The following is a 16,331-nucleotide window of genomic DNA, read 5'->3' on the forward strand; positions in this document are numbered from 1 at the left end:
TTTAATGCCCCCAAGTTGTAATATGTAATACGCTCAAAGCGAATACAATACCAAGACATGCGCCAAAAGTGAGAATAGTCGCAATCGTCCAACGGCCTAATCCCATATTCACATAACCTTTTAATATATCCGCCAAAGAATTAATCAGCGGAAACCCTGGCACAAGTAATAACACACTAGACGCTAACGCAATTTGAGGATCGTTACCTAAGTTATATTTTAAGCTCACGCCAGAAATCAGTGAGGCAACAAAGGATGTGATAGAAAAGACAATGATGGGATTATAGTGCCGTTTTGAAAATTCTTGTCGCACAAACATGGCAATGGCGGCTGCCACAAAGGTAATACCACAAATTATCCAATCTCCGCCAGATAAATGAGCAAACGCCGCACAAGATAAGCCTATCATAAACACCACTAACCATCGGTTATATTTAAGCGGTTTTAATTGATCCAGTTTTCTTTGTGCTATTTCTAAGTCATATAAATGATGCTCAACGGCAATCACAATACGTTGAACATCAGTAACGATTTGCATATTAATGCCTTTATCCGTATTTTTTCGTGCGGTGGTAATGCAGTGATTATCTGATAAGGTCGTCAGCACAACTGCATTTGCCGTAAGCGCACATTCTACGCTTTCTACACCAAGTGCTATGCCTAAACGCTGCGCCATTTGTACCACCACGGTACTTTCTGCCCCATGTTGTAACAAGAGCAGTGCAGTTTGTACGCACACGCGAGTTACCGCCCGTTGATATTCGTGTTCCATATCTTTGTTCTCTATCAAAATATACCTAGAAAGAATTATAAAAATGTTTTCTGAAAAATGCGCAAAAAAAGAACCGCACTTATGATCCAAGTCAAAAGTGCGGTTCTATTTGGCGGAGTTTTTATGATTAAAGTTTTACTACTTTCGCTTGTTTAATCATATTATCGCCCACTTCAAGAATAGTGATTAGTAAACCATCAATTTCGCAAATTGTGCCTTCGTCGGGAATTTCTTCTAAGTGTTCTAAGATTAACCCATTAAAAGTACGAGCATCTTCTGTATCTAATTCCCAGTTAAACATTTTGTTGAGATCACGTAGATTAGCGGAGCCATCGATAATCATTGAACCATCAGACTGTTGAATTACTTCTTCGTCAATGCTTGGGGCGGTGGAAGTGGTAAAATCCCCAACGATTTCTTCCAAAATATCTTCCAAAGTTACAAGACCTTTAATATCGCCGTATTCATCCACAACTAAGCCAATGCGTTCTTTATTTGCACGGAAATTTGCAAGTTGCGTTTTTAATGGCGTGCTTTCAGGAATGAAATACACTTCATCTGCGGCACGAATTAAGGTTTCTTTGGTAAATTCATTTTTTTCAAGCAGTAAGCGGAATGCTTCACGCACGCGCAAAATGCCAAGCACTTTTTCATCAAGGCTGCCTTTATAAAGTACAACACGATTGTGTGCGGCGTGATTGAGCTGGCGCATAATGGCTCGCCAATCATCATCAATATTTATACCGCCGATTTCGTTGCGGGGAACCATAATGTCATCAACAGTGACTGTTTCCATATCCAAAATAGACAGTAACATTTGCGGATGCTGTTCATTTGGCGTTGCTTCGCCCGCCTCTGACACAATGCTACGCAGTTCTTCACTACTAATCACTTGTTTTTGCATATCAAGTTTTAATCCTACTATTTGCATCAAGGATTTAGTAAAAATATTCATTAACCAAACGAGCGGATAAAAGATTTTAAGCAATGAAGTTAAAATATGACTTGAAAAAAAACTCACTTTTTCTGCGTGCATTGCAGCCACAGTTTTAGGGAAGATTTCAGAAAATACGAGCATTACGAAAGTGAGCAAACCCGTTGCAATTGCCACGCCGGCATCGCCATATAAACGCATACCAATCATGGTCGCAATTGCCGATGCACTGATATTCACAAGGTTATTAAAAATAAGAATAAAGCTTAACAAGGTATCAGGCTTTTCGAGCAGTTTTTCTGCTTTTTGTGCGCCTTTATTGCCTTGTTCAGATAGAAAACGAAGACGATATTTATTGAGAGAGAGTAGTCCGGTTTCTGATCCGGAAAAATAGGCAGATAACACTAAACAGATAATGAGAATAATAAATAAAGTACTAAGGGGAATACTGTCCAAGGGAAAATCCTTTTGTTCGTTAATCAACAAAAAGTGCGGTCATTTTTCACCGCACTTTTTACCTGTTATTTGATTTTGCTAAATCAAATGGCTACTCAAATAGCCAAGAGTGGGCAGAATGATACCCGAAATTGGCTAAATAATCATTCTTTTTCCTTATATCCTATGCTTTCTTTATGAAATCGCCTACTCAAAAAGCCATTTTCATTTGAAATGATGAAAAACGCCTAAATTTCGGTATAATCAGCGCAATTTTTTAAGAAAAACAGGATTGTTAGCCATGTTTGAGAATTTATCGGATCGCCTTTCCAAAACTTTACGTAATATCACAGGAAAAGGCCGTTTAACGGAAGATAATATTAAAGAAACCTTGCGCGAAGTGCGTATGGCATTACTTGAAGCAGATGTTGCTTTACCTGTGGTGCGTGAATTTATCGCAAAAGTAAAAGAAAGCGCGCTTGGGGAAGAAGTCAATAAAAGCTTAACGCCGGGGCAAGAATTCTTAAAAATCGTTCAGCGTGAGCTTGAAAAAGCGATGGGCGAAGCGAATGAGAGTTTAAACCTTGCAACCCAACCACCAGCAGTTATCTTAATGGCGGGTTTACAAGGGGCGGGTAAAACCACTAGCGTGGGTAAATTGGCAAAATTCTTGCGTGAACGCCATAAAAAGAAAGTGTTAGTAGTTTCTGCCGACGTATATCGCCCTGCTGCGATTAAGCAACTTGAAACCTTGGCTCAATCCGTTGGCGTGGATTTTTTTCCATCGGATGTTAAACAAAATCCAGTTGATATTGCTAAGGCGGCGCTTGCGGATGCAAAACTGAAATTTTACGATGTGTTGATTGTGGATACGGCGGGTCGCCTACACGTTGATACGGAAATGATGGATGAAATCAAGCAAGTCCATGCTGCATTAAATCCAATCGAAACTCTTTTCACCGTAGATGCGATGACTGGTCAAGATGCGGCCAATACGGCAAAAGCCTTTAATGAAGCATTGCCGCTTACGGGTGTTATTTTGACGAAAGTGGACGGTGATGCGCGCGGTGGTGCGGCGTTATCAATTCGTCAAATCACAGGTAAACCAATTAAATTCTTGGGTGTGGGCGAGAAAACAGAAGCGCTTGAGCCGTTCCATCCAGACCGTGTTGCTTCTCGTATTTTGGGCATGGGCGATGTGCTTTCATTGATTGAGGATCTTGAACGTTCTGTTGACCGTGAAAAAGCAGAAAAAATGGCGCAGAAATTCAAGAAAGGCGATGATTTTACTTTAGATGATTTCCGCGAGCAGCTTATCGAAATGAAAAAAATGGGCGGCATGATGTCTATGCTTGAGAAATTGCCTGGTGCCAAAAATTTGCCTGATCACGTTAAAAATCAAATGGATGACAAAATGTTTGTCAAAATGGAAGCGATCATTAACTCCATGACCTTAAAAGAACGTGCAAACCCAGATATTATCAAAGGATCTCGCCGTCGTCGTATTGCATTAGGTTCTGGCACTCAAGTGCAAGATGTTAATAAATTACTTAAACAATTCGACGAAATGCAACGCATGATGAAGAAAATGCGTAAAGGCGGCATGGCTAAAATGATGCGTGGAATGCAAGGCTTAATGGGCGGAGGCTTAGGCGGTCTTGGTGGTTTAGGCGGAATGTTTAAACGATAATTTCAGAAGATAAAAGTGCGGTTAAAAAAGAAATATTTTTACTGCACTTTTGTATTTTACGCTGGATTATCTATATCTTTAAATTCTACATCAAAGCCATATTCTTTCGCCAACCATTCACCTAATGCCTTGATGCCATAGCGTTCTGTTGCGTGATGACCTGCAGAGAAGAAATGTAATCCTTGCTCACGGGCAGAATGGATTGTTTGTTCTGACACTTCACCAGTAATAAACGCATCGCAGCCTTGTTCTGCCGCAAGATCAATATAACCTTGTCCGCCACCAGTGCAGATACCAATTTTTCGGATTAAGTGCGGTCCGTTTTCAATGCAAATTAACGGTTTTCGATTTAACACTTTTTCTATTTTTTCTGCAAAGTCTTTACCTGTCATCGGTTCTTTTAATTCGCCCCAAACAGGAATACTCACAGCGCCTTTTTCTAATGGTTGTAAATTTTCAATATTGAGCAGTTTGGCTAATTGCGCATTGTTGCCTAATTCTGGGTGCACATCTAATGGCAAATGATAGCCATATAAATTAATGTCGTTCACTAAAAGCGCTTTAATTCGCTTGCCTTTCATTCCTCGAATACAAGGGTTTTCACTTTTCCAAAAATAGCCGTGATGAACCAAAATCGCATCGGCATTTTGTCTAATTGCGTAATCAATCAAAGCCTGACTCGCCGTTACGCCAGTAATGATTTTTTTGATTTCTGTTTTACCTTCGACTTGTAAACCGTTTGGGGCATAGTCATTGATTTTATCGGAAGAAAGTTTTTGATTAATGAGTTGTTCAAGTTCGAGATTATTCATAATTGATCGTTGATTGGAAAAAGTTGAGATATGGTACAAAATTCCAAAAAAAATGGCTAGTGCGAAGGAGTGGGGGAATGCACTAGCCAAGTTTCATTACTATTAAATTACTATCTAGTATCTAAAACAGGATTCATTATATACATAAATTTATAGCGATCAAGAGAAAATAAGAAATTTTTTATTTAATTTAAAGTGCGGTTTAAATTTCTTACGTTTTTTAATAGTTCAATAAGTCAAATTTGTCAGCAAAGAAGGGAAGCTTGGCTTTGGTGAGAGGTGTTAATGATGGCAAGTAAAGTAAAATATTTCGTTGGGATGTGGCATCGTTGTGCTACAATTCGCAGGTTTTTTAATTTAACAAAAAGGTTTACTTATGAAAAAATGGTTATTCATTATTGCAGGCGCGTTGATTATTTCAGCTTGTGCAAATAAAGACGTGTATTTTAACGGAGCGGAAGGTTCTCATTCAGGTGTTAAATTTGATAAAGATTCTCGCCAATGGGGATTGAATCAATAAAAAAGTGCGGTTAATTTTTAACCGCACTTTCGTTTTTCTATTGGTAGAAATTATTCTACTTTCACAATCCAGCCTTCAGGCGCTTCGACATCACCGAATTGGATGCCAGTGAGTTCTTCATAAAGGCGACGTGTTACTGGGCCAACTTCAGTTTCAGAATAGAATACATGGAATTTGCCTTTATGTTGGATTCCGCCAACAGGTGAAATGACCGCTGCAGTACCACAAGCGCCAGCTTCAGCAAATTGATCTAGTTGATCGATATAAACATCGCCTTCAATTGCTTCCATACCTAAACGCTCTTTTGCGATATGTAAAAGAGAGTATTTGGTGATACTTGGTAAAATAGATTCTGATTTTGGTGTGATGAATTTATTGTCTTTTGTGATCCCAAAGAAGTTTGCCGCACCGACTTCTTCAATTTTGGTGTGAGTTTTTGGATCTAAATAAATCGCATCAGCGAATTTACGTTCTGGCGTACCTTGTTCTGCCGCTAATACATGTGGCAGAAGGCTTGCAGCGTAGTTACCCCCCACTTTTACGCCACCGGTTCCCATTGGTGCAGCACGATCGTATTCTGTGGTAATAAAGTTAGATGGTGTTAAACCACCTTTGAAATAGGCACCAACTGGGCAGCAGAATACAGAGAAAATAAATTCTGGCGCAGCTTTCACACCGATATTTTCACCCACACCAATTAAAAATGGACGTAAATATAGGGTTGCGCCAGAGCCATAAGGTCCAACCCATTCTTCGTTCGCTTTCACTACTTCTTTACATGCTCGGATAAATAATTCAGTGGGCACTTGTGGCATAAGTAAACGATCTGAAGTATGTTGCATGCGTTTGGCATTTTCTTGTGGACGGAATAAGTTGATTGAGCCATCTTTGCAACGGTAAGCTTTTAAGCCTTCAAAGCATTGTTGACCGTAGTGAAGTGCGGTAGAACCTTCGTGAATATGTAAGGTATTGTCTGTTGTGAGTTTGCCTTCGTCCCATTTGCCATCTTTCCAGTGAGCAATGAAGCGGTAATCTGTTTTAATATAACTAAAACCAAGGTTATTCCAGTCTAAGTCTTTCATTTTGCTTCCTTAATATTATTTTTTTGAATGAAATACCGTTTAATCTACACCATTCCAGCAGTGATTTAAATAATAAATTCTCGAAATTATGCAATTTTTAGCCAATTAAAAAGGAATAAGGAAATTTTGGAAACAGGGCAGGAAATAAAGATATAGTTATGCTAAAATCGGGACGAAAAAAACGCCACTCAATGAGAGCAGCGTTTAACCAAATTGGTTTAATAATATACAGGAAGTAAATGAGTAACATATTTGTTACTCAAGTTCGGTTACCCGAACTATATGCAAACACAACATCATACTTAAGTCCGAAACTCATTAACTAGTAAGGAATTACCAATCATTAAGTATGGCGATATTTTAAGAAAAAGGGTTAGAAAGAACAAATGACGTTTTTTTATTTGAAGTATTAGAAAAACTAATCCGAATTAAATCTTGTCTATTATAGACGAAAATTTTATGAATGGAAATACTTATGTATAAACGTTTGCCACCATTGAATTCGCTAAAATCTTTTGAGTCAGCTGCTCGCCACTTAAGTTTTACTAAAGCGGCAGATGAGCTTTGTGTCACACAAGCGGCAGTTAGTCATCAAATTAAATTATTAGAAGAGTTCTTAGGAATTGAATTATTTAAGCGAAAGAATCGTTCTTTAGAATTAACAGAGCTTGGAAAAGCTTATTTTGTTGATATTAATAAAATTCTGCGTCGTTTAAATGAAGCAACGGAGAAATTGCTAACGCTAAAAACTGATCCGCATTTAAACATTAGTGTGCCACAAACTTTTGGTATTCAATGGCTAGTTCCACATTTAAGTGAATTTAATCAGCTTTATCCGCAAATTGAGGTGCGTTTAACTGGTGTAGATCAAGACGAAGGCTTGTTAAATAAAGAAATTGATCTTGCTATTTATTATGGTTTGGGAAATTGGCAGAATCTTCAAGTAGATCGTCTTTGCGAAGAAAATTTATTGATTTTAGCCGCACCCGAATTGTTAGCGGAAAATCCAATTATTCAGTCTGAAGATTTAAAAAAACACACATTAATTCATATTCATACGCGCGATAATTGGCAAGTGATGGCAAATCATTTACAGTTAGACGATTTAAATATTCAGCAAGGGCCGTTATTTAGCCATACATTCATGGCGTTACAGGCTGCGATTCATGGGCAAGGCATTGTATTAGCTAATCGCTTATTAGCCTTACAAGAAATTGAAAATGGCTCATTAAAAGTGGTATTGCCAACTAATTTGCCTGATCCAAAATCATTTTATGTGGTCAATCATCTTGATTGCCTTGATGACCAAAAAATTCAAGCATTCCGTCAGTGGATTATTAACTCAATTAAACAAGAAGAAAATGAATAAACTCGCATTATATTGTCGCCCAGGTTTTGAGAAAGAAGTCGCCGCAGAGATCACCGATCAAGCAAGTAATTTAGGTATATTTGGTTTTGCACGAGTACAAGATAATTCGGGCTATGTGATTTTTGAATGTTATCAACCTGATGAGGCAGATCGCCTTGCCCAAGAAATTCCTTTTAACCGTTTGATTTTTGCTCGTCAGATGATAGTTATTTCCGATTTATTGGAAGATTTAGATCCCGCTGATCGTATTAGTCCCATCGTGGCGGCGTTTGAAGAATTATCACAACACGTTAATTTTGTTCAATCTAGCGAGCTTTTTGTAGAAACTGCAGACACAAATGAAGCGAAAGAGCTTTCCACTTTTTGTCGTAAATTTACCGTGCCTTTACGCCAGGCATTGAAAAAACAAGGTTGGCTTTCTGCAAAGGCGACTCAAAAGTGCGGTCAATTTTTACATTGTTTTTTTGTAAAACCGAATTGCTGTTATGTGGGATATTCTTATGTGGATAATCATTCCCCCCATTTTATGGGGATCCCTCGTTTAAAATTTCCGGCAGATGCGCCGAGTCGATCTACGTTAAAACTAGAAGAAGCTATTTTGACTTTTATTCCGCGTAAAGAGGAGAATAAACGTTTAAATGAAAATATGATTGGCGTTGATTTAGGGGCTTGCCCTGGTGGTTGGACGTATCAATTAGTCAAACGCGGTTTATTTGTTTATGCGGTTGATCACGGAAAAATGGCGGCGAGTTTGCATGATACGGGACGTATTGAACATTGCGCGGAAGATGGTTTTAAATTTCAGCCCCCAAAAAGGAAAAAAGTGGATTGGTTAGTCTGTGATATGGTGGAACAACCAAGTCGTATTTCTTTATTGATTGGTAAATGGTTGTTGAATGGTTGGTGCCGAGAAACGATCTTTAATTTAAAATTACCCATGAAAAAACGTTATCAGGAAGTTGTATTATGTTTAGAAAACTTGGCTGTTATGTTGGCTGAGCAGAATTTGAATTTTGAGATTCAAGCAAAACATTTATATCACGATCGTGAAGAAATCACGGTTCATATAGCATTAAAATCTTGAGTGAATTGTTTTCATAACCAAAAAGGACGTCGCGAATGAATTTACACGAATACCAAGCAAAACAACTATTTGATCATTATGGATTACCCGTAAAAAATGGGGCGGTCTGTCAATCTGTTGATGAAGTCGATTTGGTACTGGCTCAACTTTCAGGCGATAAGTGGGCAGCGAAATGCCAAGTTCATGCGGGTGGGCGTGGTAAAGCAGGTGGCGTTAAATTGGTACAGAATGTAGAGGAAGCAAGATCTTTTGCAGAAAAATGGCTAGGACAACGTTTAGTCACTTTTCAAACGGATAAATCAGGTCAGCCAGTAAATCAGATTTATTTTGAAGAAACTTGCGATATTGCTAAAGAATTTTACTTAAGTGCGGTTGTTGATCGCGCCTCTCAAAAAGTGGTGTTTATTGCTTCCTCTGCGGGTGGAATGAATATTGAAGAAATCGCGCAAAATTCACCGCACTTACTCCACAAAGTCACCATTGATCCTTTATTTGGAGGATTGCCTTATCAAGGTCGTGAATTGGCGTTTAAATTAGGGTTAAGTGGTACGCAAAACAAACAGTTTACCGATATTTTTATGGGCTTATCTCGTTTGTTTTTTGAAAAAGATTTATCTTTAGTGGAAGTCAATCCGCTTGTTCTGACTAAACAAGGCAATTTGGTTTGTCTCGACGCCAAAATATCTGTTGATGATAACGCTTTATTTCGCCATAAAGATCTCTTAGCACTGCAAGATTTAACTCAAAATGATGCTCGTGAAGCAGAAGCTGAAAAATTCCAGTTAAACTATGTAGCTTTAGAGGGCGATATTGGTTGTATGGTAAACGGGGCAGGGCTTGCAATGGGAACTATGGATATTGTGAAACTCTATGGTGGGAAGCCTGCGAATTTTCTTGATGTCGGCGGTGGTGCAACGAAAGAGCGGGTTGCTGAAGCATTTAAAATCATTTTAACCGATCCTTCCGTGAGGGTGATTTTAGTGAATATTTTTGGTGGCATTGTTCGTTGTGATTTGATTGCTGAAGGCGTGATTGCTGCAGTAAATGAAGTGGGTGTGAGAGTGCCCGTGGTTGTGCGATTAGAAGGAACGAATGCTGAAATCGGTCGCCAAATTTTAGCGGAAAGCGATGTTAATATTCTTACCGCACAGAGTTTACAACAAGCCGCAGAATTAGCCGTGAATGCAGCAAAAGGAGAACAGTAATGGCGATTTTAATTGATAAAAACACCAAAGTGATTTGCCAAGGTTTTACTGGTGGACAAGGGACTTTTCATTCTGAACAAGCATTAGCCTACGGAACGCAATTAGTCGGTGGCGTATCGCCAAATAAAGGTGGAACTACCCATCTTGGTTTGCCTGTGTTTAATACGGTTCGTGAAGCCGTTGAAAATACAGGTGCAACAGCGACAGTCATTTATGTGCCAGCACCATTTTGTAAAGATGCCATAATTGAAGCCATTGATGCAGGGATTAAGTTAATTGTCTGCATTACTGAGGGCATCCCTACATTGGATATGCTTAAAGTGAAACAAAAATTAAATGAAACAGGCGTTGTGATGATTGGGCCAAATTGCCCTGGTGTGATTACACCTGATGAATGTAAAATTGGCATTATGCCTGCTCACATACATAAAAAAGGCAAAGTGGGGATTGTTTCTCGTTCTGGTACTTTAACGTATGAAGCGGTAAAACAAACTACAGATGAAGGCTTTGGACAATCGACTTGTGTGGGTATCGGTGGCGATCCCATACCGGGTTCTAGTTTTATTGATATTCTCGAAAGATTTCAACAAGATCCCGAAACTGAAGCCATTGTGATGATTGGCGAGATCGGCGGCTCCGCAGAGGAAGATGCAGCAATCTTCATTAAAGATAATGTCACTAAACCAGTGGTTGCGTATATTGCGGGTATCACTGCGCCAAAAGGCAAACGGATGGGGCATGCTGGTGCTATTATTAGTGGCGGAAAAGGTACTGCCGCAGAAAAAATTGCAGCGCTTGAGGCCGCAGGTGTGACCTGTGTAAAAAGCCTCGCTGAAATTGGTGCAGCCTTGAGAAAGGTATTAAAATAATTTTAGAAAATTAACCGCACTTTAGTTTGACAAGGCGTAGATTGACTCTCTACGCCTTTATTTTTATATGCTCGCCATTATAAAGTGAACGCAAAACTGCTATAATCAGCGCACACTTTTTAAGGAAGAAACAGATGAGCCAATTTTTCTATATCCACCCTGAAAATCCCCAAGCGCGCTTGATTAATCAAGCTGTAGAGATTTTACAAAAAGGCGGTGTAATTGTGTATCCAACGGATTCGGGATATGCCTTAGGCTGTATGATGGGCGATAAACACGCAATGGATCGCATTATAGCAATTCGTAAATTGCCTGAAGGACATAATTTTACGTTGGTGTGTAGTGATTTATCGGAGCTTTCAACTTACGCAACAGTGAATAATGTCGCTTATCGTTTGATTAAAAATAATACGCCAGGGCGTTATACTTTTATTCTTACTGCAACGAAAGAATTACCGCGTCGTTTAATGACATCAAAACGTAAAACTATAGGTTTACGCGTACCAGATAATAAAATTGCTTTAGATTTACTTTCCGCCTTAGGAGAGCCGATTTTATCTTGTTCGTTAATGTTGCCTAATGAAGAACATACTACACAATCCGATCCTGAAGAAATTCGTGATCGTTTGGAACACCAAGTCGATTTAATTATTCATGGCGGATATTTAGGGCAAGAGCCTACAACAGTGGTGGATTTAACGGAAGAATCGCCAGTGATTTTACGCGAAGGAAGTGGAAGCACTGATCCTTTTATTTAATATATTATATAACAGATAGACGCTTGTGAAAGCGACCTTTCCATTATTTAAGGAAAACAATGAAACCTAGTCAAAAACAAACTCAAAAACAACCGCACTTTTCCAAAGATTCAGCAAAGAAAAGTGATTTTTCAGCTAAAAATGATAGACGTTCAGTGTCTCGTACTGCACGCGTAGAAACGGCAAATACGAAAAAAAGTGCGGTTAATTCTGACAACAAATTTTTATCTAAGCCAAAAGCGAAACCTGTTGTAAAAGTCTCAAATCAGCCTAAAGCAGAGGGCGAAAAATTACAGAAAGTTTTAGCACGCGCTGGACAAGGCTCTCGTCGTGAAATTGAAACAATGATTGCCGCAGGCAGAGTGAGTGTAGAGGGTAAAATTGCGATTTTAGGCGATCGCATTGACGTACATTCTGGTGTAAAAGTGCGTATTGATGGTCAAATCATTAATCTTAGCCACGCTCAAAAAGAAATTTGCCGTGTATTAATGTATTACAAACCTGAAGGCGAACTTTGTACGCGTAGCGACCCAGAAGGGCGTGCGACCGTGTTTGATCGTTTGCCACGTTTAACGGGATCTCGTTGGATTGCGGTAGGGCGTTTAGATATTAATACATCAGGTTTATTGCTTTTTACCACTGATGGAGAGCTGGCAAATCGATTAATGCACCCAAGCCGTGAAGTGGAACGTGAATATTCTGTGCGTGTATTTGGTCAAGTTGATGATGCGATGTTAGCGCGTTTACGCAAAGGCGTTCAGCTTGAAGATGGCCCTGCCAACTTTAAAGAAATTAAATTTACAGGCGGTGTGGGTATTAACCAATGGTATGACGTAACCTTGATGGAGGGACGTAACCGTGAGGTTCGTCGTTTATGGGAATCACAAGGCATTCAAGTCAGCCGTTTGATTCGTATTCGTTATGGAAATATCAAATTGATGAAAGGTTTGCCTCGTGGTGGCTGGGAAGAAATGGATCTTGAAAACGTCAATTATTTGCGTGAATTGGTAGGATTACCTGCTGAGACTGAAACGAAATTAGATGTAAAACAGGCAAGTCGTCGTCCAAAATCTGGGCAAATTCGTAAAGCGGTGAAACGTTATTCGGAGATGAATAAACGTTATAAAAAATAAGGACTTTTTTATGAAAATGCAGCAATTGCGTTATATCGTTGAGATTGTAAACCAAAATTTGAATGTTACAGAAGCAGCAAATGCACTTTACACATCGCAGCCGGGTATCAGTAAACAAGTTCGCCTATTAGAAGATGAATTAGGTCTGGAAATTTTTGAGCGTCATGGCAAGCATATAAAATCAATTACGCCAGCAGGGAAAAAGATTATTTCGATTGCACGCGAGTTACTTGTTAAAGCACAAGGTATCCGTGCCGTTGCCGATGAATATACTCAGCCAAATCACGGTGTGTTACGTATTGCGACAACAAATACTCAGGCACGTTATATGTTGCCAAGCGTGATTGAACGTTTTTCTAAAAAATACCCTGATGTGAGTTTGCATATTCATCAAGGTTCTCCAACACAAATTCACGATGCTTTAATGTCAGGCGAAGTGGATTTGGCAATTACCACTGAAGCACCTTATTTATTTGATGATTTAGTTCAGATTCCATGCTATTGGTGGAATCGTGCCGTGATTGTTACGCCCGATCATCCACTTGCTAAAGTGAAAGAACTGACCATTGAGGAATTAGGCAAATACCCACTTGTGACTTACACGTTTGGTTTTACGGGTGTTTCTGATTTAGATTACGCATTTAATAGTGCCGGTATTTTACCGAATATCGTTTTTACGGCTACCGATGCTGATATCATTAAGACTTATGTTCGCTTAGGCTTAGGGGTAGGCATTATGGCATCTATGGCTCATACGCCATCAGATACAGATCTTGTGGCGATTGATGCAAGTCATTTATTCCGCCCTAGTATGACGAATATTGCATTTAAACATAGCACGTTCTTACGTAATTATATGTACGATTTCATGGAATATTTTTCACCGCACTTAACTCGTAGTGTCGTGGAAAAAGCAGAACGCTTGCGTGATAACAGTTCAGTGAAAAAATTATTTGATAACGTGAAATTAGACGTTAGATAAATTAATTGTTGAAATTAAGTGATAGAGAAAAGGACGTTAAACGTCCTTTCTTACTCTTATTGTTCATTCTGATCTTGAAGTTTTTCTTGTTTTGAATGATAAAAATAAAGATATATTAAACCAATTGGTGCAATAAAAATTGAGAATATGAAACAAATCGCCATTGTGATTAGTTTTGTTACAAGCATTAAAGGTACATTAACGAAAAAAACATTATCACCTAAAATATATTCGATAATACTTTCATAAACGAATCGAGAATAAGGATATAATAATAAGCAGATTAATCCTAGGATTACATTTTTTACAAGAATAGATGTATTCCCAGTGTAATTATATCCGTTATAGCTTATAGCAACTATAGATATAAAGAATATTAAACCAAATAGAAATTGTCTAGTATAGTAAGCTCTTGATAATCCACCGAGGGTCTTAGATAAAAATGACATGGTATCTCCTTATTCTTGAATTTATAGTCTTCCTTAGTCTAACTTACATCGAAAATAAGTACAATTTATTTATGTATTTTGATGAATATATTTGTTTAAGAGAATTGAAATTTAATTAAAAAAGATTGCCAACCTTATTACAAAATGTACTTCGAGAAAGATTGATTAATGCACTTGTTATAATAAAAATAAAAACCAAAACAAGTGGTCGCAATAAGAAGCAATAAATAATTATCTGCTGCGAGAAAGAAAATATAAGCGATTACATCTAAAAAACCGCCGAGTAACATCATTTTGGCTAAACCATAACGATCGCCCCAAATACCGGCAAGAATAGAGAAAGGGCTTGGTTTGAGAAAAAGAGTAGTGATAAGGAAAAGGCAATTTCGCTGTTGCTCAATCCTTTATTTTGTAGATAAATCAGAAATACCGTTTATACAGAAAAAAGGCAAGGGTGGAAAAGAAACGCCGAGTCAGTAAAAGTTTTTGTAAATTCATAGAGTTAAATGAGAAAAAAGAAAAGCACGCGTTGAATAACGCGCGCCATGAATTTTATAAGTGCGGTTGAAATTTATATTAAAATTTTACCGCACTTAAAAGATTAAAACAGATCGTGATATTTCACTAAATCTTTACGCTGAATAGCAAATACGCCTAGCCCGCCATTTTTAAGTTCTACCCATTCAAATGGTACATCTGGATATTGCTCAATTAAGCTAATCATACTATTACCCACTTCACACACCAATACGCCATTTTCGGTTAAATAATCTGGTGCTTGTTTCAAAATTTGTTTGGTAATGTTTAAGCCATCACTGCCAGAACCTAAGGCTAACTCTGGCTCAAAATGGTATTCTTCTGGCATATCGGCGAGATCTTCTTCATCCACATAAGGTGGATTGGTCACGATAAGATCGTATTTTTGTCCCAAAATATTTTCAAATAAGTTTGATTGAATCGGGAATACGCGATGTTCTAATTGATGGCGTGAAATATTGATCTCCGCGACATTAAGTGCATCAACTGATAAATCGACTGCATCTACTTCCGCATTTGGGAAAGCATAAGCACAAGCAATGGCAATACAGCCACTGCCTGTGCATAGATCGAGAATATGATTCGGCTCTTGTGAAATTAAATCTTCAAAGCGATCTTGAATTAACGCACTAATTGGAGAACGTGGAATAATAGTTCGTTCATCGACATAAAATTCGTGACCACAGAACCAAGCACTATTTGTTAAATATGCCACCGGTACGCGTTGTTCGATTCGGGTTAATACAAGTTGAACTAAGGTTTCTTTTTCAGATGGGGTTAATCGACTGTTAAATAATTCGGTAGGTAAATCAATGGGTAAATGTAAGCCACTTAAAACGAGTTGCAGGCTTTCATCCCAAGGATTATCGTGCCCTTGCCCGAAGTAAATATCAGAACGATTGAGAATGCTATACGTCCAACGCAGAAAATCTTGGATGGTTTGCAGTTCGTTTGCAACATTATCTTCCAAGATAGTTGCAACTAATTCTTGGTTATGTGAAGTTTCCATCGCATTTCTCCATAAAAGTGAGTAGAAAAGTTAGCATAAAATTCGGTATGAAAATTTGGCGTAGTTATACCACAGATGAGAATGTAGAACTATGATATGATACGCAAAATTTGAAATTAATGAGAAAAAATGCAAGACGAATTTGATTTATTCCGTGCGGAAACCAAAGGTATTAAGCCAATGAAACAAGATATTTTTGTTGCTCCTCGCCAAAAACGTGATCAGAAAAAAATAGAATTGAAAGAATTACGAGCGAAAGAAGATACATTGTTCTATTTTTCTGATGAATATGAGCCGTTACTGAATGAGCATGATGGTGTTGTGAAATATTTACGTGACGGAGAAGATTCCCATTTATTAAAACAACTTCGTCGTGGGGATTTTTCGCCAGAATTGTTTTTAGATTTACACGGTTTAACCCGTGAACAAGCTAAACAAGAATTAGCCGCACTTTTACTGGCTTGTGAAAATGAGCATGTTGATTGTGCCAGTATTATGACGGGCTATGGCACCTTTACATTGAAAAAACAAATTCCACGTTGGCTAGTACAACATCCTAAAGTGCGGGCATTACATCAAGCGCCAAGAGAATGGGGCGGTGAGGCCGCAATTTTAATTTTGGTTGATTTGTAAAAAACGTTATAAAAAAATACCGCACTTCTACTGCCAGTGGCAAAGTACGGTATTTTCT

General features: G+C 38.4%; 16 protein-coding genes and 1 pseudogene. 10 read left to right on the forward strand and 7 right to left on the reverse strand.

Features of this window, described 5'->3' with window-relative positions; genetic code table 11:
• Position 1: 1 nt before the first annotated feature.
• Together GG9_RS06345 and GG9_RS06340 are read right to left on the reverse strand one after the other, a co-directional pair.
• Complete coding sequence (locus GG9_RS06345) at positions 2 to 772, reverse strand: threonine/serine exporter family protein (protein ID WP_005630676.1); 771 nt, start codon at positions 770 to 772, stop codon at positions 2 to 4.
• Between the two features lie 127 nt (positions 773 to 899).
• Positions 900 to 2,162: an HlyC/CorC family transporter gene (locus tag GG9_RS06340; protein ID WP_005630677.1), complete on the reverse strand. Its 1,263-nt coding sequence runs from the start codon at positions 2,160 to 2,162 to the stop codon at positions 900 to 902.
• Between the two features lie 280 nt (positions 2,163 to 2,442).
• Here GG9_RS06340 and ffh point away from each other — a divergent pair, with 280 nt between their 5' ends.
• The gene (gene ffh, locus GG9_RS06335) at positions 2,443 to 3,831 is read left to right on the forward strand and encodes a signal recognition particle protein (RefSeq protein WP_005630678.1); all 1,389 of its coding nucleotides are present in this window, start codon (positions 2,443 to 2,445) and stop codon (positions 3,829 to 3,831) included.
• A 56-nt stretch (positions 3,832 to 3,887) separates the two neighbouring features.
• On the opposite strand, the gene GG9_RS06330 is transcribed toward ffh, so the two are convergent.
• Positions 3,888 to 4,643, reverse strand: a complete 756-nt coding sequence (locus tag GG9_RS06330; RefSeq protein ID WP_005630686.1) for a Nif3-like dinuclear metal center hexameric protein — start codon at positions 4,641 to 4,643, stop codon at positions 3,888 to 3,890.
• A gap of 376 nt (positions 4,644 to 5,019) precedes the next feature.
• On the opposite strand from GG9_RS06330, the gene GG9_RS06325 reads away from it, so the two are divergent.
• Positions 5,020 to 5,163: a hypothetical protein gene (locus GG9_RS06325; protein WP_005630689.1), complete on the forward strand. Its 144-nt coding sequence runs from the start codon at positions 5,020 to 5,022 to the stop codon at positions 5,161 to 5,163.
• A 50-nt stretch (positions 5,164 to 5,213) separates the two neighbouring features.
• On the opposite strand, the gene GG9_RS06320 is transcribed toward GG9_RS06325, so the two are convergent.
• On the reverse strand, positions 5,214 to 6,245 hold the full coding sequence (locus tag GG9_RS06320) for a branched-chain amino acid aminotransferase (protein WP_005626306.1): 1,032 nt from the start codon (positions 6,243 to 6,245) through the stop codon (positions 5,214 to 5,216).
• Between the two features lie 475 nt (positions 6,246 to 6,720).
• On the opposite strand from GG9_RS06320, the gene GG9_RS06315 reads away from it, so the two are divergent.
• The 7 genes from GG9_RS06315 to cysB all read left to right on the forward strand — a co-directional run bounded on the left by GG9_RS06315 (position 6,721) and on the right by cysB (position 13,645).
• Entirely contained in the window at positions 6,721 to 7,614 is an 894-nt protein-coding gene (locus GG9_RS06315; RefSeq protein WP_005630692.1) for a transcriptional regulator GcvA, read from the forward strand.
• Positions 7,607 to 8,698 (forward strand): 23S rRNA (cytidine(2498)-2'-O)-methyltransferase RlmM, encoded by a 1,092-nt coding sequence (rlmM, locus tag GG9_RS06310; RefSeq protein WP_005630694.1) that lies wholly within the window; start codon positions 7,607 to 7,609, stop codon positions 8,696 to 8,698. The genes GG9_RS06315 and rlmM overlap by 8 nt, the downstream gene beginning before the upstream one ends.
• Positions 8,699 to 8,733: 35 nt before the next feature.
• Positions 8,734 to 9,903, forward strand: a complete 1,170-nt coding sequence (sucC, locus tag GG9_RS06305; protein ID WP_005630696.1) for an ADP-forming succinate--CoA ligase subunit beta — start codon at positions 8,734 to 8,736, stop codon at positions 9,901 to 9,903.
• Positions 9,903 to 10,772, forward strand: a complete 870-nt coding sequence (sucD, locus tag GG9_RS06300) for a succinate--CoA ligase subunit alpha (RefSeq protein ID WP_005630698.1) — start codon at positions 9,903 to 9,905, stop codon at positions 10,770 to 10,772. The genes sucC and sucD overlap by 1 nt, the downstream gene beginning before the upstream one ends.
• 134 nt (positions 10,773 to 10,906) lie before the next feature.
• The gene (locus tag GG9_RS06295) at positions 10,907 to 11,530 is read left to right on the forward strand and encodes an L-threonylcarbamoyladenylate synthase (protein ID WP_005630699.1); all 624 of its coding nucleotides are present in this window, start codon (positions 10,907 to 10,909) and stop codon (positions 11,528 to 11,530) included.
• Between the two features lie 59 nt (positions 11,531 to 11,589).
• The gene (gene rluB, locus GG9_RS06290; RefSeq protein WP_005630700.1) at positions 11,590 to 12,663 is read left to right on the forward strand and encodes a 23S rRNA pseudouridine(2605) synthase RluB; all 1,074 of its coding nucleotides are present in this window, start codon (positions 11,590 to 11,592) and stop codon (positions 12,661 to 12,663) included.
• A 10-nt stretch (positions 12,664 to 12,673) separates the two neighbouring features.
• Positions 12,674 to 13,645 carry an HTH-type transcriptional regulator CysB gene (gene cysB, locus GG9_RS06285; RefSeq protein WP_005630701.1) on the forward strand — a complete coding sequence of 324 codons (972 nt, stop codon included), beginning with the start codon at positions 12,674 to 12,676 and terminating at the stop codon, positions 13,643 to 13,645.
• Positions 13,646 to 13,701: 56 nt separating this feature from the next.
• Here the strand turns inward: cysB and GG9_RS06280 are convergent, their stop codons facing one another.
• The 3 genes and pseudogenes from GG9_RS06280 to prmB form a co-directional block, all read right to left on the reverse strand.
• The gene (locus GG9_RS06280; protein WP_005630702.1) at positions 13,702 to 14,094 is read right to left on the reverse strand and encodes a hypothetical protein; all 393 of its coding nucleotides are present in this window, start codon (positions 14,092 to 14,094) and stop codon (positions 13,702 to 13,704) included.
• Positions 14,095 to 14,288: 194 nt separating this feature from the next.
• A pseudogene (locus tag GG9_RS09465) lies at positions 14,289 to 14,592 on the reverse strand (MFS transporter); the annotation flags it as partial.
• A 103-nt stretch (positions 14,593 to 14,695) separates the two neighbouring features.
• On the reverse strand, positions 14,696 to 15,640 hold the full coding sequence (prmB, locus tag GG9_RS06275) for a 50S ribosomal protein L3 N(5)-glutamine methyltransferase (RefSeq protein ID WP_005630704.1): 945 nt from the start codon (positions 15,638 to 15,640) through the stop codon (positions 14,696 to 14,698).
• A 129-nt stretch (positions 15,641 to 15,769) separates the two neighbouring features.
• Here prmB and smrB point away from each other — a divergent pair, with 129 nt between their 5' ends.
• The gene (smrB, locus tag GG9_RS06270) at positions 15,770 to 16,273 is read left to right on the forward strand and encodes an endonuclease SmrB (protein ID WP_005630706.1); all 504 of its coding nucleotides are present in this window, start codon (positions 15,770 to 15,772) and stop codon (positions 16,271 to 16,273) included.
• Positions 16,274 to 16,331 lie beyond the last annotated feature (58 nt).

The organism is Haemophilus haemolyticus M19501, from assembly GCF_000222025.1.
GTDB classification, from domain to species: Bacteria; Pseudomonadota; Gammaproteobacteria; order Enterobacterales; family Pasteurellaceae; genus Haemophilus; species Haemophilus haemolyticus_G.